The following is a 21,051-nucleotide window of genomic DNA, read 5'->3' as shown; positions in this document are numbered from 1 at the left end:
TAAGTTCTTTAAAATCTTTAAATTCTTTAACCCTTTAAATTTTCTAAATCCATACCACCCTTCCAAATCTGTAAATCTTCAAAATCCTTAAATCTTTAAAATATCTCCAATTCCCCCTACCCCTACCCTTATACTTCAATTTATAACTTGTGTTACCCCCAAATGGCGCTAGCGAAGGGCGGAGGATTGTTCCGTAAGTCGCCTTTAAGACTCGGATATCGACCGCTTAGCGGTTATTCAAGATATCCGATCCTACCAGCGACGGTAGGAACCATCCACCGCTCGTAGCGTCCTCCCATTGAACACCCTACAAATTTCAGTACAAAAACCGCCATAAGTAAAACGTCGCATACGACTCCCACAACGACCAACCGGCAGATAATTCAAGAATATGAGCTTTGGTCGGCTTAGCATCCATTTTCAGCACATGCTTGATCGAATTGTGCAGACCGACATCATCAATAGGAAAAGCAGATGGCATGCGTAGACAACGCATCAATACATAATGAGCCGTCCACGGGCCAATCCCCCGGATTTTCACCAGTAATTTTTCAGCTTGTTTGACATCAGTTGCTTGTAAAAGCTCGTCTTTGGATAATGTACCGTTAACGATTAATTGAGCGGTATCAATCAAATATTCACACTTTTTCACAGTTGTCATGCCTGCCGCAGCTAATTCGTCAACAGTAAGAGTAGCAATCGTCTCAGCGGTAGGAAATAGCCAGTAAGACTCACCATTGTAAATGAGTGCTTGTCCAAAATGCTCTACAAATCTTCTTTTTAATGTGTAGGCAAATCCTAAATTAATCTGTTGACCAAGAATACCCCAGCAGATTGCTTCATATAGATCAGGAATCCCCATATTGCGCAATCCATAAAAGGAAACCACAGCTTGCTGGAGTAGCGGATCTTGCGCAGCCATTTTATAAAAAGGGGCAAGGTCTGTCCCTAAATCAAACCAATCGTATACATACTGAGCAACTCCTGTACGTAACGCAGGTGAAATGGATTGATCTTCTTCGACAAAACGGATCAACATATAATGTTCATCATAATCACTAATCTCAACAATCGTAGCTTCTTGACCGACAGCAATTGCTTTGTAGATCATTCCATTGCGTAATGTATATAAACTCTCATTGGTAGCTGTTGATAAATGGCTATAATTTTCAGTAAAGCTAAATTCTTCGGGTACATGGATCAATAGATCTTGTCCATGATCTTTGGTAAAATCAGAAATCGACAGATTCGAGTCGGTATGAAGTTCATGTTGCATACGTGTAGTGTGCCTCCATTCGTATCCTTAATGAGTCAGATCACGATTTATCCTCATCAGGATGTATCAACCTATTAACCATCTATTCGTATTCATTAACGGTACTGTTGATAGCAGGAGTAACTTGCTGTAGACATAGCAAAAAGGAACTTGCGCTAACAAGTTCCTTTTCTTCTTATTTGAATGATGTATATATCGTATAGGGAGTACTTAGACAAAGATTTCTTCGATATGCAGTTCTCTGACTTTGGTTAAATCGACAAATTGATCATTTATCTGTATCAAAGGTCTAAAAATATCCAGTGGATTATTTAAAATAATCGTCCCTTGTTCTCCATTGGTCAATTGAACTTTTTTGCCGATCAGATTAGGAGCAAGATGATGAATTAACGCTTGAACCGGCTTTTCATTTAATTTGGAAAATCCTAATTCGTAAATGCTTTGCAATACAGCAACAAATCCTTGTTTGTTTTGTTGATTTTTGCTAGCAGTCATATTCACAAATACATCTGCTACTGATACGATCTGCGTAAATGGATGAATTCCACGTTTGTATAAGCGATTCGGATACCCTGAACCATCTCCACGTTCATGATGCTGTAAAGCAACAGATGCAGTCACTTTATCATTCATCGATTCCATAATAATATCGTATCCATAGGTGGTATGATTTTTGTATTCTTTGAACTCGGAGTCGTTTAATTGCTCAGGCTTGCTACGCAAAATAGAAGGCAGACGGCTTTTACCAATATCATGTAGATAGCCTGCTTTGCTAATGCGATAACAATCATGTTTGGAATAATCCAGCCATTCTGCAATATAGTAACTCAGCAAACCGACTTTGAGTGAGTGACTATAGAGATGATCGTCTTCTTTTTCTAAATTTAACAATAGTGCTACTACATCTTTTTGCGCATCTAGATCCAACAATAAGGGTTGCAACAATTCATCGACAATAGCTGGATTGAATTTGCCTTTAGTCAGTGCTTCCAAAAAGATGGACTGATATGCATCTATTGAACGATTGATTTTTTCTTTCAACGCAGGAGATAATCCTGTAATCGCTATCATATCAGCGACTGGTTTGATATCTTCTCTGGCATCAATATCAATGTATTCTACTTTATGGCGCAGTAATAAGGTGATATCTTCTTCTTTGATATCTACTCCTTTTTTTAACAACGGAACACCTGAACTATTAAATGTATCACTGCTTAATCGTTGGCCTTGCTTAAGTTCAGTAATATGTATAATCAATCACGATTCCCCATTTCATTATGTTCTATATTTATATATCAAAAATCAAAATAGCGTATATACGAGTAAATAGAAGCTAAATCAGTAACTATAGTTATAAAGTAATGATCATCTAGAAGTGTGCCAAAATGATGTATACCTTTTTCGATATTTACTCTATTATATCGACAAATTATAGAAATAATGTATAGCTCTTAATCCTCAATTATAGGTAAAATGTACTTCGCTTTTATGCAAAAATAGATTTATAGCTATAATCCGTTCTTTTTACTGAATATCTCTTATTTGCGAATACGAAAGTGAAATGCCAAATAAAAAAGATGAACCGGATAAAGATCGGTTCATCTCATGCTATTTACAACTGCTTAAGAATAAGAAATCAATTGTTGACGTTTGTTACTTTCTGGATCGTGTACCACATTTAACTGGCGATTAAAGACCATAGTAGAACGTTCTTTAAGATCATAATCAGACCACGGCAAATTGCTGGTCACCGGCATACTGTTATGCGCAAAATTAATCCAAGCCGCCTGCATTTGCTCTGCTAGATTATACGTATCTTCATCAATTTCTAATCCAAGATGAGCAAATAAAGGTAGATTGTTAAAAGCAAAAGCAATCTCAGCACCATGTGTAGCTGTTCCTAACAACGGATGCCCTGGTTGACACCAATCAAATCGATACATCCATACTGGAGCATGTCCAATCTGTGCTTCAGCACATTGTAAAGCCGAACGCCAGAAGAACAAGTCAGTCATCAGATCAGCATGACCTCTTACAGTCAAAGGATATTGTTTAGATAATCCATGAGGATCTTCTCCCAACAAAGCTTGGACAATATTTACAATTTGAGTCTCGCTCATCAATTGAGTCGGTTGATTGAAAAATAACGTACCCTCTTCCAAATTCGTACCGATAATCAATGGAATATGTTTGGCTGAGCCATCTTTGATCGCTTGTATAGGTTCAACAGGTAAAGTGTGTGGATGAATCGTTGGTTGGAACAACAATGCCCATGTACCATTATCAAGCATTTGACTCACACGATTACCTGCTTGCAATATTTCTTCCGTTGAAGCGGTATACAACTTGGATAAGTCTTGTTCACCTACACCCAATGCTTGTACAAATCCGTCTGCAATTTGTCTGCTGACTTCTGTTGGCATTACTTGAGCGGCACCACTTTGCATAATAGCACTTTGGAATAACCCTTTAGCGGCTGGCATTGCCAAAAGAGATGCAATACTCATTGCACCTGCGGATTCACCGAATACAGTTACACGTTCAGGATCGCCACCAAATGCTTCGATATTGTTTTTGATCCATTCTAACGCCGCAATCTGATCCAACAAGCCAACATTGGAATGATAATCATCACCATAAGATGATAAATTCAAAAATCCAAATGGCCCTAATCTATAGTTAATCGTTATTACAATCATATCTCCGTTAACTGCAAGCGATGTTCCGTCATACAAAGGAATACTACCTGCACCTGTTACAAAAGAACCTCCGTGAATCCAGACCATAACAGGTCTCTTTTGAGTCGATTTATCCGAAGCCCATATATTCAAATATAAACAATCTTCCGATTGCACAGGAGGTTCACTTCCAGAACCGAACATACTCGCTCCTTCGTATACCGGTTGAGGAGCAATCGGACCAAAATGCAATGCTTCTTTCACACCTTGCCATGGTTGCGGCGGTCTTGGAGCTTGAAAACGCAGTTCTCCAACAGGTGGTTCTGCAAAAGGAACCCCTTTCCAGATCACTGCTCCATGTTCACGTATACCTTGTAATTCTCCGTATTGTGTATGAATTTGTGTCGTTTCCATCTTTTTCTCATCCTCTCTAATACGCTGCAACAAGATCAATCCAAATGGTCATTTATACATAATGACTATATTTATTATAGTACACTTCTTCTATGTATATAAACATGCGCTCTTCTTTTGAAGATAAGAGCACATGTTTATGCATGTATTTTGCGTATAGCTTAGATTACGTTAGCGGTTACCTTGCTCTCGCTTTGCCAAAATGACTGCATTATCGAGCCGACTGGAAGATAAGGCTTCTGCACGAGCTTCTGGAAAAGCAGCAGAAGCCAGACCACTTAATACTTGTCCGGGAGGCATTTCTAGAAATAACCGAGCACCTAATTCATAAAATAAAGTAGTCACTTCATGCCAGCGTACAGGATGAGCAATATTTAAAGATAAATCTTCTACAATTCCTTCTGCTGTACGAATAGCACGCCCTTTATAATTGCCTGCATACGGGATAAGTGGACGAGACACTTCCATATCATGCAGTGCTGTAGCTAACTGATCGGATACAGAAGATAATAATGGACAATGGGAGGGTACACTGACATTCAATCGTTTGGCAGTATGTGCTCCTTTGCTTTTGCATGTGGTCAACAGTTGGTCGATCGCTTGCCACTGCCCTGCGACAGTAATCTGTGTTGGGGCATTTAGATTAGCGATATATACTGGATGCTCTTCAGAATGAATACTCAGACGAATCTGTTCCACCTGACGCTGAGTCATTCCCGTAATTACACCCATTCCATACCCTTGTGGATAAGCTTCCATCATCAATTGACCGCGTAAGCGAGTTAGATGTAGAGCATCTTTGAACGAAAGTGAACCTGAAGCCACTGCCGCGGCAAAAGCACCTGCACTATGACCCGCTACAAGATCAGGAAGAACGCCTTCTGCCGCCAAAGCTCTAGACACAGCTACTTCAGCAATACAAAGAGACATCTGCACATGATCGGTTGTCTGTAATGCTTCTTCACTATCCAGTTGATCGATCTTTAATTGTAAAAGGTCTTCTGCTTCTGTCAGTGTCTGCTTAATCACAGAATGATCCGGCAATTCATGCAACATCCCTGCACGCTGTGAACCTTGACCGGGAAAAAGCATGACTACACTCATCTGGCATCTCTCCTTCATCTGATCGTGTTTGTCAGTTATTTTATAACTTTGGATCAATCATAATTATACGAGGCGTGGATTCCACGGATCAGTCACCAGCAAAGGCCCTTGCAAAGTACGCATTAACACCTGATCAGTAGCTGGTCTTGCCCATTCACTTAGAGCTACTGCTCCATAAGGCGTCTCTATCTGTACATCGACACGTACCGGAAGATCCAATGTTTGTTCTAATAATTGCTCTGCTAACACAGGAGCAAGAAATGAAGTACAACGCAGTACAATATCCAGATCGCTAGTCATCGTCAATGTTGGCATACCGGTAGCTAATTCAAATCCAGTGCTTCCTGCTGGCCCCCAATGGAGATCATATGATTTCCACGATACAGCAAGTTGCTCTAAAACTTGTAGGGCTGGCATAGTGTGCCAACGTTCTTTCGCTATCGAACGGTGATCAGGAGATAGAGAGGACTGTAATAATTGCTCTGGTGTCACTTGTTGAACAACTAGATGATCTGGAATCGTTAATGCTTGCCTTAGATGACGCTCTTTACCACGAACACCTACAGCAATCTGACCTTCTAGCGCAGGAGCACGTCTGACGACGACCCATGGTGTATGTTCTAGTGATCTAAGCACCCATTCAGGCAGATCATGATCTGCTTCTACTTCTCTCCAGCGTGAATTGAGTTGAAGTAAATCATGAGGAGCTATACTTAATCCCATTGCTCTGCTAATAACTGTCTTACTTTGATAGAAGAAGCTCTACCTGTCGCCGCAGTTGCACTGGTTAGACGTACACTAAGATCACGAGGTCCTTGACGAGTCTCTGCAATAGCTGCAATCAGATATTGCTGAATGCGCTCGATATCTTTGTCTTGTGGTTGATCTGCTTCGATTCCTTCGATCAATTGATCCAAAGCTCCCAATTTGGCAAAAGAACGAATATCGTAAGCCGCACCTGGCACTTTAGTCGCCGCTTCATTTAACTGTTCGATGGAACGACGTGTGATACGAGCCGCAGACTGCTTGGACATGACTTGTACGGTTACTTTTTCATCATCTAAAGCAAGTAATCGATTCGCTTGCATACCATGGGCTAGAAATGCACCCGAGATAGCATTACCTACAATCAAAGCAATCACAGGATGACCGGCAAGACGGGCACTAGCATAAGCATCCACAGCTGATCCGCATGATAAATGAATACCTAATACTTCTTCACGATAACCATAAGCTTGACTAGGAACATCTACGATGGCTACAATCGCGCGCTTTTCTCCGTCTTTGTCTGCTTCAATCGCTTCACGAATAGAACGAGCGATATTCCATCCTTCTTCAAGTCCAATCTCACCTTGGCGAGCTCTCACAAATCGTGCATTTGGATTCGGAACAACCGAGATATAACGTACCTGTTGATTCTCTAATTCAGTATCTGCACAAAGTACGGAAGCAATCCCTTGCTGAGCCGAAGCCGATTGACCGGATAATGCTTCAAACCATGTCCGTCCTCTGGTGATAGGTGCTTCAACAACTGAATCATTGGCTTGAGCTTGCTGTGCTCCCAATTGTGACTGTAAATTCTCTTGGTCTACGATACCGGATTTCCAAGATTCACGAATCGAAGAGGGAACAATCAATGTATTCGCATCGACAGCAGCCAACAAAGCAAGGTAACGATCGACTTGCGCTGTACGTGTCACTTCTCGAATCCCTTGGCGGAAAACGTCATGAATCGCTTCGTTAATTTCGTGGATATCATCATTCACCAGTGTATCTGCAAAACCAGCGGCGACTCGTTGCTCTCCGCCTACCATCGACCAGATACGAGAACGATCCGATGCATCCATTTCTTGAATCCCTGCTTCTTGCTCAATCACTTCTGAACCATTCAACTGTAAGCGACCTTGACGGGTCATGATTAAATGACTGGATAATCCTGCCGCACAGATCGACATTCCGCCATAACAGCCAATCATACCCGAGATCACACTTACTACAGGTGTATACGGACGAAGCGCCATAATAGCTGCTCCGATCTCAGCAATCGCCAGTAGACCGTAATTTCCTTCTTGTAGTCGTACTCCACCTGTTTCGAGTAACAGGACAGGACGTGTTTTGATTCCTTTTTCATGATCACGAAGTACTTGTTCGAGCGCACCTGAGATTTTGGCTCCACAGACTTCACCGATCCCACCACCTTGAAAAGCACCTTCAAGTGCAATCGCTACCGCAGGTTCTCCATCAATCGTTCCTCTGCCTACGATCACTCCATCATCACTTTGTGCCACAATGCCCTGCAATGGTAAATGAGGCGAAGTCATTCGATCAAAAGGTCCGATCAATTCGCGAAAGCTACCAGCATCAAGTACAGCTTGTGCACGTTCCCGTCCTGATAATTCGATAAAACTTTCTGTCGCTATATTTAAAGGTTGAGTATTATTGTCCATCACGAAGCACCTCCATGGCTTGAGTTAATCGCAAGTTGACGACACCCGGTGTAGCGCCAAAATCGTTAATTTCAATCTTTACCGCATACGAATAGATTTTGAAAAAGCGATCAAATACTGCACGCCAAATATCTTCAAATCCATTTGCACTTGTACTGATCTGAATATATGCTTGATTGTCTGTAGAAGGTTCAATTAATAGTTCCAAGTCGCCTGACCCGGCTACACCGATATGTGCACGCTGAGTTAATGTTTGCTTCGCTGGATATTGCAGATGAATAATTTCCATTACATACGACCTCCTGTCGTTTTTGAAAGAGATTCCATGTCAGTCCTATCTGTGATGCCTTTAAGAATCGAATCGATATATAAAGTAGCTGCAAGTAGATCAGCACTACCTCCCGGGGAGAAATGATGCTTCACCATCCACTGATCGAATGCTAATAGAGCTTGCCAGCCTTTAGTTGTAGATGTTCCACCTTGTGACAAAATCACTGTTGCACGTTGCTGTGTCTGCTCAAGCGCCTGCTGACCTCCTCGATATAATAAACAGGTATCCGGTAGAACCGAAATAATAGTCAGCAGACTATCGAGGCGAGCATACAATTCATCAATTCCTTGTGCACGAGCTTGTTGTAGAGCAGGTAGCCCGACATTGATCACATGAGGGAATCCATGTTGTGCTTCGTCTTTGGCTCCACCTGTTCCATACTGATGCTTCACCTGTGTACCATGCGAAGCTGTAACAGGTGCATAACGATCGGGATACTGAGCAATTTCAGATGCGGTACGTGCGATATGTTCAGCAGAGATAGCCTTTAATCTATAGGGTACTTCTGTATTCCTATAAGCTTCTCTAATAAGCATAGAAGCTGAGCCTGTTAACAATCCAAGTGCCCAGATCGCTCCTCGGTGGGTATTGACCCCCTTCGTTACAGTAAGCATCTGCTGTTCACCTGTGCGTCCGATCCATGCCAGTTGTTCACGTAGCGATTGATCTGCATATGTGCCATAAGATACTTGAGCCATTTGTGTAAATGTAGATTGTAAAGAGGCTGCCGATTGGTACATCAACTCAATATTCATATCTTCATGAGAACCATTATGATGAAGATCAACCAATCCGGGCTTCGGGGTTAAAGAAGCTTCATCTCGAAGTGCAGACACTGCTAACTCCCCTAACCAAGAAGCATAACGATTGACTATAAGGTTCTTGTCTGATTGGATTGCGGATATACTTGATATGCTCATGATTACCAGCTCCGGAATTTGGATGGTGGTTCGTATAATCCATCTGACCATTCTACAAGTTCTTCTATACTTTTCGCAGCTAACAAAGAACGCTTCGCATCGGTACGTCGAATCTCCAAATCTTCTGGAAAAGCAATCAGTCCATCTTGACGTAATTTCTCATTCAGATCGGTATCATGACGTTGACCTAAAGGGGTCACTCCAGCAATCGCCGCTAATGCAGTACGACGTTCTTCGATATTTTGCGCTTTGTAGAGATAAGCGATTCCTTCTTCAGTAACGACATGGGTTACATCATCTCCATAGATCATAACAGGAGCAAGCGGTAGACCTGCATCATGCCCTACTTGAATCGCATCCAGTTGATCGACAAATGTAGGTTGATCCCCTGATTGGAAAGTTTCTACCATTTGCACTACTAATTTGCGTCCACGTACGATAGGATCTTGATCTTTTATCATATTCAGCCATGCTTCTGTATCATGACGACGTCCACGAGCATCACTACCCATATTTGGTGCACCGCCAAAACCACTTAACCGACCCGAGGTCACTGTTGAGGAGTTGCCGTCTGGATCAATCTGTAGACTGGCTCCGATAAACATATCTGCCGCATACTGTCCAGCAACTTGCCCCATTGCCCGATTCGATCGAATTGTACCGTCATGTCCGGTGAAAAAGACATCCGGGCGAGCGGCTGTATATTTTTCCATACCGACTTCACCGCCGAAGCAATGTACACTTTCGACCCATCCACTTTCAATAGCAGGAATTAACGTAGGATGAGGATTGAGCACCCAATTTTTGCAAATCTTACCTCGTAGTCCAAGCGATTCTCCATAGGTGGGTAATAACAATTCAATAGCAGCTGTATTGAATCCAATCCCATGATTCAGCGATTGAACTTGATGCCGTTCATAGATGCCTCGAATTGCCATCATGCCCATTAAGATATGGGTTTCTTTGATATGACGTGGATCACGGGTAAATAACGCTTCTAATTGATACGGTTGATCGGCTTCAACAATGACATCGATCCAAGAAGCAGGTACGTCTACACGTGGTAATTCATCTACAATTTCATTCACCTGTACAATAACGATTCCATCGCGGAAAGCAGTGGCTTCAATAATCGTTGGTGTTTCTTCCGTATTGGCACCTGTGTATAGATTACCTTGACGATCTGCTTTGTCAGCGGCAACCAATGCGATATTTGGAGTCAGATCGACAAACATCCGACCATACAGTTCAAGATACGTATGAATCGAGCCGATACTCAGCGTCTGATCTTCCACCATTTGAGCGATACGTAGACTTTGAGGGCCTGCATACGAGAAATCAAGTTTGCTAGCAATATTTTTTTCGAAAATGTCTAAATGTTCTGGGCGAGATACACTGGACATAATCATATGCAGATTGTTAACCACTTGCGGATTCACATTGGATAATGCTTGGGATAAGAAGCTAGCTTGTTTCTGATTATTACCTTCTAGCGCTACTCGATCACCGCTAACTAACAAGACTTCCATTGCATCTACAATATGATCCGTAGGCAAAATCACACCGTTTAACATCGAGCGAACCTTTTCCATACGACGTTTTTTTTCATCACGACGTGTCGTCCAAATACGCGGAGTTCCGGCTTTCAACTTGCTGATGTGGGTTGACATGATACTCCTCCTTGATGTTTGATTAATTGAGATTGGATGGTGTTCTGAATGGAATTACTTCACTTAAAATACTTTTGTAAAGTAGCACGGCTTCAACATATGACTCATGCTGCTGAAGAACTTCATATCGCTCAACCTGCACTGAGTAAATCAATCAAAATGCTCGAAACCGAACTTGGTGTTTCTTTATTTGACCGTACCGGGCGTTATATTACACTCAACGAATACGGAAGAACTTTTCTCAAACATGTTGAAAAGGCGCTTCAATCGCTTGAAGATGCTACCCGTGAAGTTCATGATCTTGCCACCGGAACAGTGGGCTATATCAAGCTTGCTTTTCCTGTTGGTTCTCATATCGTACCGAATTTGATTACTGCTTTTCGTGAACAATATCCTGATATTCATTTTCAATTGCTTCAGCATTACGAAGAAAATGTCAAACCTGAATTCGATCTGTGCATATCTTCCTTACCGCTCAATTATGAACATATACAAAGCACTCCGCTTGTGACGGAACAGATCTTTCTAGCAGTGCCCAAAGGTCATGCTCTAGCTCATCGAAGCAGTATTGCCCTATCTGAAGCGGCACATGAACATTTTATCGGTCTTCGTCACGGACATAGCTTGCGTGAAATGACGGATGATTATTGTCATATGGCTGGCTTTAAGCCTCAGCATATTTTTGAAAGTGATGATCCAGCTACCGTACGCGGATTGATTCGGGCGGGACAAGGTGTTGCTTTTATTCCAGCTGTATCCTGGGAAGGATCAACAGGGCCAGATATTTCGCTTTTACCTATCCATTCACCGATTTGCCAGCGTACGATCGGTATTTCTTGGCGTGGAGATCATTATTTATCACGAGCTGCACTGGTATTCCGTGAATTTACGATTGAATTTTTTGCTAATGCTTCGGATGAAGCACCCTCTCCTTGAGTAGTCGTCTGATGAGATGATGTGCTTGCGGATCGGCGAAATAAAGCCATTATCTTTTTGCAGATCCACTCTACGATATACACAATGGCAAACGAGAGGAAAGCAGTCACACCAAAAGTCATGATCAAATTCAACCCTAACGGAATATCACTAAAATAATCACCGATTAATGCCACGGTTAATCGAAGTGCAAAATAACTGGCTAGATACGCACGAAAAGCATATTTAGCGATAAACTTAAAGTACGGTAATGTTTTGGAACCACTTTTGATCAGCGATACGGTACATCCATAAACGATAATGATCAATGCGATATTGAACAGTACCATCGACCATTTCAAATAACTGGCATCGGCTAGATTCAGTGTATCCAATCCAAAAGAGAACAATTCATGGTTTACCAGTATGAATAATAGTCCAGCTACAGGTAACGCCCACCAGCGAATACGTTCTACCAGTGCACGCCATTGCTGATTGTAAGTGGATGCAATCACACCAAGCACAGCATAGATACCAAACATAAACAATAAACGATCCCACTGTATAAGTCCGGGATGCTGGGTATTGTGAAAAGCATAGATTGAATACCATACGATTAATGCAGCATAGACGACCACCGTAATAATCATTACCGATATGATATTCTTTTTATTTTTTAATAAGAATAGAACCAAGCCTGTGAGTAGTGGCAACAATAAGTGAATCTGAAACATCATAATCGTGTACCAGAGTTGCGGTGCAGCACCGCCCAGTACAACGCCTTTGAAAATGTTCCAGATCGTCGAGTAATTGCCTATATTGAACACAATCATATATACCACTGTCCAGGCAAGATAAGGGCCTATAATCTCTTTTGTTTTGTGCCATACATAATGAGAATAGTGAGTATCTCTTAACTTCGCCAAATCAAACGCTATTGCAAAAATAAACATAGGTGCTGAAAATTTAACCAGATCGTATAATATGCCAATTTCTATCTTTTGTGCTGTCGTCTGATAATGAAGTAACATTACATTCAACATCAATTGCCAGATTACAGCACTTACAGCTAACGTCTTCATGATCTCCGGCTCAGTCGTTTCACTTACACGCATAGCAGGAGATGTGGATGACATACTCAAAATGACACCTCCAGTTACCTAACCATGCACAGTGTGTACACACGGCATAATCGTTCTTATGGAACAGATTCTTTAACCATGAATATGTAACATCAAGCGCTTGAAATCTCATATTCAATCATGCAATGCCTTACATCTATAATAGTAAAACAGATACAGGAGTATGTATAATACAGAACGAGTTATCAGCTTATAACAGATTTGGTATAGAACGATATTCACAAATAATGATTCAAATGGAGGACTTATGATGAGACCCGCTCAACCTACAGATGCACCTGTTGTCTTAGAACTGATGTATACCGCAATTGGAGATATCGCCCATACCTTAACAGGAACAACTAACAAAGAACAATCGTTACTTGCGCTACGTTCTTTTTTTGAACAAACAGGTAATCGGATCAGTTATGAAAATGTATTTGTCGAAGAACGTGATCACCAAGTGATTGGCTTTGTACTGTCTTATCATGGAAGCCAGATTGCTTCGTTAGATGCTCCTCTCATACAACGTGTACAAGAACTGGGACAAGATCCAACAGCTATTGTGCCTGAAGCACGGGAAGATGAATACTATCTAGATTCACTAGCTGTAGATGCTCGTTATCAAGGACAAGGGATTGGAACTATTTTAATTAAAGCCTTTGAAAAGCGTGCTCAACAATTAGGACATTCTAAAGTGATGTTGATTGTCGATACCGCTAATCCTAAAGCCAAACAGTTATATGAACGATTAGGGTACACAGAAGATGGAAATATTAAGGTCAGCGGACATGACTTTTATCGAATGATAAAGACGGTGTAGTGATTGTTTGAACATGTACTCCGAGGTTTAACCATGTATTAAAGGCTAATTATGTTAAATAATTGAAATTTATATGGGGTTAAACATCTAATAGGAGGATCATCATGGAAAATAAAACAGCTAGAGAATCTGTGATTTATCAGATTTATCCGCCTAGTTTTATGGATAGCAATAACGATGGCTGGGGCGATCTGAATGGGATTGCTACACGAATTCCTTATCTTCACCAACTGGGAATTGATACGATCTGGCTTGGCCCTGTCTACGATTCACCGATGATTGATAATGGCTATGATATCAGAGATTATTACAAAATCGATCCCAAGTATGGAACTATGGAACAATTTGAATCGCTACTTGAACAGCTACACCATATAGATATGAAGCTTATTATGGATCTAGTGATCAACCATACTTCAGATGAGCATCCTTGGTTCGAACAATCGAGAAGTGCGAAAGACAATCCATATCGGGATTATTATATATGGAGACCGGCTAAAAGCGATGGTACAGAACCGAATAACTGGCGTTCGTTCCAAAATGAATCTGCTTGGACATACGATGAGCAGACCGATGAGTATTATCTTCATTTATTTGATCGCAAGCAACCTGATCTGAACTGGGAGCATCCCCCTTTACGTCAAGAAATCTATAAAATGATTCGCTGGTGGTTAGACAAAGGAATTGACGGCTTTCGCTTAGATGCAATTAATATGATCTCTAAGCACCCTGATCTACCTGATGCATCAGAAGATGATCCTCATCCGATCGGGCAAAAATATTATAAAAATGGCCCACGAATTCATGAATTTTTACAAGAGTTGAATCGAGAAACATTTGCTCATTATCCGCATATTTTGACAATAGGTGAAGCTCCTTCTTTAACGATGGAACAGGTATTGGAATATACACTACCTGATCGCAAAGAATTAAATATGGTACTGGCTATGGATATGATGCGTCTGGGCAAAGATCCTCATGATCCGTGGCGCTCTGCTGATTGGTCGGTGTCTCAGTTAAAAGAATCGGTAGCGAAGTGGTATGAACATGTTTTTGCGCGCGGAGAATATGGAGTCTACTTGAGTACGCACGATCATCCACGTATGATTCCAGACGTTGTCGGTCATCATGAACACAATATGACTGCTGCTAAATTAATAGCTACGTTTCTCCATCTCATCCCTGGTGTCCCACTGGTATACCAAGGAGAAGAATTAGGATTACCGAATACCACGTATGATCGAATCGAAGATTATCGAGATCAAGGCACAGTTCATTATTATGAAGAAGCGGTAGCCAATGGACAATCTGCTGAAAAAGTGTTATCCGGTATTCATAAGCGAAGTCGGGATGGTTCACGTTCGCCGATGCTATGGGATCATCAGCATCACAATTTTGGCTTTAGTCCCGATGAACATGTGGAACCATGGATTCCATTTCCAGAAAAACGTGGATTGAAAGGTTATAGTGTTAGCGAACAAGAAGAACAACGAGGTTCTGTTCTATCGTATTACCGACATCTTATTGCCATGCGCAAGCAGTTCCCGATCATGTCTCATGGTTCATTTACGATGCTACTGAAAGATCATTCTGAAGTGTTTGCTTTTATCCGAGAATGGCAAAGCCAACGCTGGTTAATTCTACTCAATTTTGCTGATATCGAAGCAGAGATTGATTGGACTCAAGAATATCGAGTCTTTCCAACTTCGATGGTCAAAATTCTAGGAAACTATCCTCATACTGCGCATCCTCCTCATCTTGAGGAAGAACAATATATCGAAGATTTACAATATTTGCGTCCTTACGAAGTATTGATCTATCGGATGTAATCTTTCTATCGAATCAACATTTCTAATGTAATGGGCATATATCATTATAGAAAAAAACCTCTTTCTTCTGCGCAGTAAGGCAGATGAGAAAGAGGTTTTTTGATGAAGATCATATTGTTTATAGCCTTTTTTTAGATTTACTAACTATGTTCTATTTTTTTATAGAGTTAATGTTTTGGACATTTGATAGTCGGTAATCTGATAGCCTGCTTTTTCATAGACATGTAGCGCCTTGAGATTATGACCGAATACATGCAGTCCAATCTTAACGGCACCTTCTTCTATCGCAACTTGATCCAGTGCTTTCATGGTCGCTTGACCATATCCTTTACCCTGATACGGTTCATAGATCAAAATATCATACAGAAAAGCTTGCTTACCTGCTGGCGCATCACTGATCTGAAGCCAGATATAACCGATAATCTGTTGCTTAGCTGTATCTACAATATTATAAATATAAGCGCCCGGTGTATCTTTGCCCTGTGGTAAATATTTAGCAAAACTTTCGGTTGCTAATCGCTCTGCATCTACAGCATCCCATGTGCCTGCTGCTACTTTTTCAGCGGCATAATCGGCTGCCGATTGATCACGAAAAGCTTCATATTGTTCATGATTCATCAGTACTAATTCGATCATAGAATAGCCTCTTTCTTTTTACGGTTTTTGAACATGAGATTAATAATCAATGTGATTACAAATGAACAAGTCAGACTGCCTAACATAGCGATCGCAAAGCCAGCAATATGATTAGAAGAAAAAGGAGCTGCAAAAGCAGGAACATACGCGATCCCACGCACATCCAATACACCTACCAATAATCCACCTAACCCGGCTGAGAAAATGGCTCCGCCAAACACCCATTTGCTTGCAAACATAAATGGATATGCCGCTTCTACAAATGTACCAAATCCGATATTAATAAGAAACCCTGGCGCGGCTACTGCGGCGGCACCTTTATCTTGTGGAGCAATAATATTAGCTAGAGTAATCCCTGCTGATACCATAACCAGCCCTGTCATATCCACTGCACCTAGGAAACTGTTACCACTTCGTTCCATTTCCAATAATACAATCGGTAAAATAGCCGCATGATATACACCACCAAGAATAGCCGGCCAGATCAACAACCCTGCTATTAAGCCAGCAAGGGCGCTATTGGCTTGTACCAGATTTTCTAAAAGAGTACGTATTCCTTCGCCAGCTTGAGCGGCAATCGGTGCGATAAAGAAATAGACTACTAATCCTGCTACCAGACCTGCGACTCCGCCTGCTACAATATTAACGGTTGTTGCAGGAAATCGCCATTCTACACATTTACGAAATAGATAATTGGCTAACAATCCAGCACCGATACCGCCAATCAATCCACCAATAATTCCTCCATTGACAGACAATACACCGGCTACAATCCCTGCTACAATCGATACTTCATCTAATTCAGCCACTTGCTTCGCTGCAACAACTGCAATAATCACAGGCAATGCCGCAATCATAATATCAAATACTTGACTTAAAGCCGTTAATCCGGGGATCTGACTGGCTGCCAGAATCAAAGCCATCGCAATAAAACCCGGTAACGATGCCAGCATAATCCCACGAATATTGATGCGTGAAAAGCCTGTTCCCTGTGGCATTCCTTGTCCGTGGGAAACTTGACCAATCACCGGACGATACGATTTGCCCCAATGCTTACTCAGTGAAGTGATAAATGAAACGGCGCGGGTACGATTGGTTGTGCCTGTTGTACCGGAAGTAGAGATCACTTTCAATCCTTTGGTAGCTGCTGCTGCCATCGACGTTCCACCTGTACCTGTCACTGGTAATTGAGCAGTTGCTGCGGCTTCAATCGCTAAGCGATTCGCTCCTCCAGGACTAGCGCTCATCAGAATAACACCATCTACTTCACCATTGGCTATCATAGCTGCTAATCGTTCATCTTGAGCAATAGCTGCTTGGTTTATTTCTTCTAGCGTACCTTTACTCGCAATCACCGGACGTTGTTCTTCTTCACTCCATATGTATAAAGAAGCAGGGGTAGATTCTTTGATATGATCCATAGATGTTTGAGCAGCAATAAATTGAATACCTGCACAATGAAATTCAGCCGCCTCCATTTGTACCAGTAATTCTTTTAGTAGTCCATCTGGATTTTTCCCACCAAGACTATAGAGATTGCCTCCACTACTGCCTAAGATAATAATATTTTTCATACAATCCTCCCTCAGCCTTTATGAATTCTATTTACTATACCTTTTTAACTCTATCACGGTAAAGCAATAACTAAGTAACTCGATATATTTAACCTGAAATAATACGTTATAAACTAAAAAAAGATTACTGCGAATAGTAGCAGTAATCTTTTTTTGAATCAACCTTATATGATCTTCTAGATTAGTTATTTATTGTATGAAATTTCATTCAACATATTGATTAAAGATCATCACTATCTTTTTTATCAATAGGCGTATACTTATCTAGCATTTTCTGTTGGAAGTCTGCGATATCTTCATAATCTTCTTCAAATTTACGTGAAATTCGAATATAGATTGGCAATAGTTCGCGATAGATCGCCACATGTTCTTTGTAAGGCTTATGTTCATACGTGGTACCAATCATTTTGGATACTTCATCCAATGAATCGATCCGTTTGAGAGCATACAATCCGAGCACAGCTGCACCTAGACAAGAACTTTCGATACTTTCAGGAACCACAACCGTCTGGTCAAAAATATCAGCCATCATCTGACGCCATAGCTCCGAACGAGCAAACCCGCCTGTTGCATGGATTTTCTTAGGCACACCAATTTGTTCTTCTACTGCTAACATCACGGTATACAGATTGAACAGTACGCCTTCTAAGGCTGCACGAATCATATGTTCTTTTTTGTGATGCAAAGCCAGTCCGAAGAATGAACCTCTTGCATCTGGATTCCATAACGGTGCACGCTCACCCGATAAGTAGGGATGGAACAATAATCCATCTGCACCTGGATGTACTTTTTCAGCAATACGAGTCAGTACATCATACGCACTCAGCCCAAGACGCTTCGCTGTTTCTACTTCTGAAGCAGCGAATTCATCACGAATCCAGCGGAAAATAATACCACCGTTATTCACTGGTCCGCCTACTACCCACTTATCTTCAGTCAACGCGTAACAGAAAAAGCGACCTTTTGGATCGGTGACTGGCTTATCAGTGACTGTACGAATCGCACCGCTGGTTCCGATAGTTACAGCGACTACGCCCGGTTCAATAGCATTCACACCTAGATTCGATAGCACTCCATCACTCGCTCCAAGTACAAATGGCGTACTTTCAATCAGACCCATTTCTGTTGCATATGTCGCATGTAGACCGTGCATAATATGTGTAGTCGGTACTAACTTGGATAGATGATCACGTGTAATGCCTGCTGTTTCTAGAGCTTCTTGATCCCAATCTAATTCTTTCAAGTTCATTAGTCCAGTAGCAGAAGCCATCGAATGATCGGCAACATACTCACCGAACAATTTCAGGAAAATATATTCTTTGATCGAAATGTATTTGTGCGCTGCATTCGCAATCTCTTTCTGATCATGGGTAATCCACATTATTTTGGTTAATGGAGACATTGGGTGAATCGGTGTCCCTGTACGCATATAAATCTCATGTCCTTTTTTCTCTTTTTGCAATTGACGAGAATAGGCGGCACTACGATTGTCTGCCCAAGTCATACACTGCGTAAGCGGCTTGCCTTCTTTATCCACAACCAACATACTATGCATCGCTGAACTGAAAGACACAAATAAAACATCCTCCGGTGCAACACTGCTCTTGTCCATCGTTTGTCTTACGGAATCAACCACTGCACGGAACAATTGATCTGGATCTTGTTCAGCAATCGAAGGTACAGGCGTATGCAAAGGATATTCTGCTCCACCTTGTGCTACAATTTTGCCGTTTTCTTCGAACAATACAGCTTTGGTACTTGTTGTTCCAATATCTACACCGATCATATATTTCGCCGTGCTCATGATTTAACCTACTTTCGCTCTAATTTCCTGCACTTCTTTTCTTATTTAGACTACTACATTCAGTAGCAAAATTAAACCAAACGCAACAAGAGACAATAAAGTCTCCATAACTGTCCAAGACTTCAACGTCTGTGGAACGGTCATATTAAAGAATTCTTTGACCATCCAGAATCCTGCATCATTCACATGAGAAAGAATCAATGAACCTGCACCTGTCGCCAGTACGACCAATTCAATATTGGCTCCCGGCGTTAATGCTAGTACCGGTGCAACAATCCCTGCGGCAGTAGTCATTGCAACGGTAGCCGATCCTGTAGACACACGAATCAGAGCAGCCACTAGATAAGCAAATACAATCACATTAACATGAGCAGAAGTAGCTACTGCGGCGATTGCATCACCTACACCACTGTCGATCAATACTTGTTTGAATGCTCCACCACCACCGATAATCAAAATAATCGAAGCGGTTGGCGCAAGACAATCCCCTGCAAATTTGGATACTTGTTCTTTGGTAAATCCTTGTCCGAATCCCAATGTGAAAAAGGCAAACACAGTTGCAATAAACATCGCTACGATTTCATTACCAACAAAGCGTAAAAATACACTAATTCCGTGCGTACTTTGCGGATCTGCAATCTCAGCAATAGAACCTGCTAGCATCAGAATTACAGGCATAAGAATCGTCAACATTGTAATCCCAAAACCTGGCAACGGCTTGTCAGGACGATCTAATTTGTTATTGGTTGTAAATTGTTCAGATAACCCTTCAGGCGGATGCACAATAATGCGTTTGCCAATATAAGCTCCGAATAAAGGCCCTGCTACTATCGCTGTCGGTATACCTACAATCAGCGCATAGATGATCGTTTTACCAATACTTGCACCAAAAGCATCAATCGCTATCATAGGTGCAGGATGCGGTGGCAACAGTCCATGAACGGTGGATAAACCTGCCAGCATCGGAATCCCTACACGTAATAATGAAATATTCGTTTTGCGAATAACAGTAAATAAAATAGGAATCAACAAAATAATGCCGACTTCAAAAAATACCGGCATCCCTACAATAATCCCTACGATTAGCATCGCCCAGGGAATATTTTTCTCCCCGAATCGATTAACCATCGTGGTGGCAATCTGCTCTGCACCGCCCGATTCAGCCATCATCTTCCCGAGCATTGTACCCAGACCGATAACAATAGCGATGGAACCCAGTGTACCACCTAGACCACTTTGTACGGATTTGACCACATCGAGTGGTGCCATACCGATAACCAATCCCAAAAACAATGATGCCATGAGCAGAACGACAAATGGATTCCATTTGTACTTCGCAATCATGACAATCAAAATAACAATAGCAACAAGAGCCCATACCAATAGTGTGGTTTCATGGCTCAAACCAAAAATGGAATACATTCATTTTCCTCCTTTTTCTGCTTATGCACATCTTTTCCCAAATAAACCCCTTCTATTATTACCCCAAATTAAAGATTTTTCAAACGA

18 protein-coding genes are annotated in these 21,051 nt (G+C 41.5%); 4 read left to right on the top strand and 14 right to left on the bottom strand.

All coding sequences use genetic code 11. The annotated features are described in order from the left end of the window. The first annotated feature begins 162 nt into the window (after positions 1–162). Entirely contained in the window at positions 163–288 is a 126-nt protein-coding gene (locus tag PTI45_RS24565; RefSeq protein WP_281181703.1) for a hypothetical protein, read from the top strand. Between the two features lie 28 nt (positions 289–316). On the opposite strand, the gene PTI45_RS19440 is transcribed toward PTI45_RS24565, so the two are convergent. The 9 genes from PTI45_RS19440 to mdcA form a co-directional block, all read right to left on the bottom strand. After that, on the bottom strand, positions 317–1,276 hold the full coding sequence (locus PTI45_RS19440) for a DNA-3-methyladenine glycosylase family protein (RefSeq protein ID WP_069329248.1): 960 nt from the start codon (positions 1,274–1,276) through the stop codon (positions 317–319). Between the two features lie 210 nt (positions 1,277–1,486). Next, positions 1,487–2,533, bottom strand: a complete 1,047-nt coding sequence (locus PTI45_RS19435; protein WP_069329247.1) for an HD-GYP domain-containing protein — start codon at positions 2,531–2,533, stop codon at positions 1,487–1,489. Between the two features lie 365 nt (positions 2,534–2,898). After that, a complete protein-coding gene (locus PTI45_RS19430) occupies positions 2,899–4,368 on the bottom strand; it encodes a carboxylesterase/lipase family protein (RefSeq protein ID WP_069329246.1) in 1,470 nt (489 codons plus the stop codon). A gap of 171 nt (positions 4,369–4,539) precedes the next feature. Further along, a complete protein-coding gene (gene mdcH / locus PTI45_RS19425) occupies positions 4,540–5,472 on the bottom strand; it encodes a malonate decarboxylase subunit epsilon (protein WP_069329245.1) in 933 nt (310 codons plus the stop codon). Between the two features lie 63 nt (positions 5,473–5,535). Beyond that, positions 5,536–6,195 (bottom strand): malonate decarboxylase holo-ACP synthase, encoded by a 660-nt coding sequence (locus tag PTI45_RS19420; RefSeq protein WP_069329244.1) that lies wholly within the window; start codon positions 6,193–6,195, stop codon positions 5,536–5,538. Beyond that, positions 6,186–7,919, bottom strand: a complete 1,734-nt coding sequence (locus tag PTI45_RS19415) for a biotin-independent malonate decarboxylase subunit beta (RefSeq protein WP_069329243.1) — start codon at positions 7,917–7,919, stop codon at positions 6,186–6,188. Before PTI45_RS19415 ends, PTI45_RS19420 begins: the two co-directional genes overlap by 10 nt. Further along, entirely contained in the window at positions 7,909–8,208 is a 300-nt protein-coding gene (locus PTI45_RS19410; RefSeq protein WP_069329242.1) for a malonate decarboxylase subunit delta, read from the bottom strand. Before PTI45_RS19410 ends, PTI45_RS19415 begins: the two co-directional genes overlap by 11 nt. Continuing rightward, entirely contained in the window at positions 8,208–9,170 is a 963-nt protein-coding gene (locus PTI45_RS19405; RefSeq protein WP_069329241.1) for a triphosphoribosyl-dephospho-CoA synthase, read from the bottom strand. Before PTI45_RS19405 ends, PTI45_RS19410 begins: the two co-directional genes overlap by 1 nt. 2 nt (positions 9,171–9,172) lie before the next feature. After that, positions 9,173–10,840: a malonate decarboxylase subunit alpha gene (gene mdcA, locus PTI45_RS19400; RefSeq protein ID WP_069329240.1), complete on the bottom strand. Its 1,668-nt coding sequence runs from the start codon at positions 10,838–10,840 to the stop codon at positions 9,173–9,175. A 48-nt stretch (positions 10,841–10,888) separates the two neighbouring features. On the opposite strand from mdcA, the gene PTI45_RS19395 reads away from it, so the two are divergent. After that, complete coding sequence (locus tag PTI45_RS19395) at positions 10,889–11,776, top strand: LysR family transcriptional regulator (protein WP_069329239.1); 888 nt, start codon at positions 10,889–10,891, stop codon at positions 11,774–11,776. On the opposite strand, the gene PTI45_RS19390 is transcribed toward PTI45_RS19395, so the two are convergent. Continuing rightward, positions 11,692–12,891, bottom strand: coding sequence for an acyltransferase family protein (locus PTI45_RS19390; RefSeq protein ID WP_245703516.1), 1,200 nt, complete (start codon positions 12,889–12,891; stop codon positions 11,692–11,694). The two genes, PTI45_RS19395 and PTI45_RS19390, sit on opposite strands and share 85 nt — an antisense overlap. A 256-nt stretch (positions 12,892–13,147) precedes the next feature. On the opposite strand from PTI45_RS19390, the gene PTI45_RS19385 reads away from it, so the two are divergent. Both PTI45_RS19385 and PTI45_RS19380 read left to right on the top strand, forming a co-directional pair. Continuing rightward, a complete protein-coding gene (locus tag PTI45_RS19385; protein ID WP_245703515.1) occupies positions 13,148–13,699 on the top strand; it encodes a GNAT family N-acetyltransferase in 552 nt (183 codons plus the stop codon). 104 nt (positions 13,700–13,803) lie between these two features. Continuing rightward, positions 13,804–15,528 carry a glycoside hydrolase family 13 protein gene (locus PTI45_RS19380; RefSeq protein WP_069329236.1) on the top strand — a complete coding sequence of 575 codons (1,725 nt, stop codon included), beginning with the start codon at positions 13,804–13,806 and terminating at the stop codon, positions 15,526–15,528. A 159-nt stretch (positions 15,529–15,687) separates the two neighbouring features. Here PTI45_RS19380 and PTI45_RS19375 read toward each other — a convergent pair whose 3' ends face one another. The 4 genes from PTI45_RS19375 to PTI45_RS19360 form a co-directional block, all read right to left on the bottom strand. Then, a complete protein-coding gene (locus PTI45_RS19375) occupies positions 15,688–16,164 on the bottom strand; it encodes a GNAT family N-acetyltransferase (RefSeq protein ID WP_069329235.1) in 477 nt (158 codons plus the stop codon). Continuing rightward, a complete protein-coding gene (locus PTI45_RS19370) occupies positions 16,161–17,738 on the bottom strand; it encodes a PTS sugar transporter (RefSeq protein ID WP_069329234.1) in 1,578 nt (525 codons plus the stop codon). Before PTI45_RS19370 ends, PTI45_RS19375 begins: the two co-directional genes overlap by 4 nt. Positions 17,739–17,958: 220 nt before the next feature. Next, positions 17,959–19,542: a gluconokinase gene (gntK, locus tag PTI45_RS19365; protein WP_069329233.1), complete on the bottom strand. Its 1,584-nt coding sequence runs from the start codon at positions 19,540–19,542 to the stop codon at positions 17,959–17,961. Positions 19,543–19,587: 45 nt separating this feature from the next. Continuing rightward, complete coding sequence (locus PTI45_RS19360) at positions 19,588–20,964, bottom strand: GntP family permease (protein ID WP_069329232.1); 1,377 nt, start codon at positions 20,962–20,964, stop codon at positions 19,588–19,590. Positions 20,965–21,051: the final 87 nt, after the last annotated feature.

The organism is Paenibacillus nuruki (assembly GCF_001721045.1).
Classification (GTDB): domain Bacteria; phylum Bacillota; class Bacilli; order Paenibacillales; family Paenibacillaceae; genus Saccharibacillus; species Saccharibacillus nuruki.
This window is presented reverse-complemented; position numbering and strand designations above follow the sequence as displayed.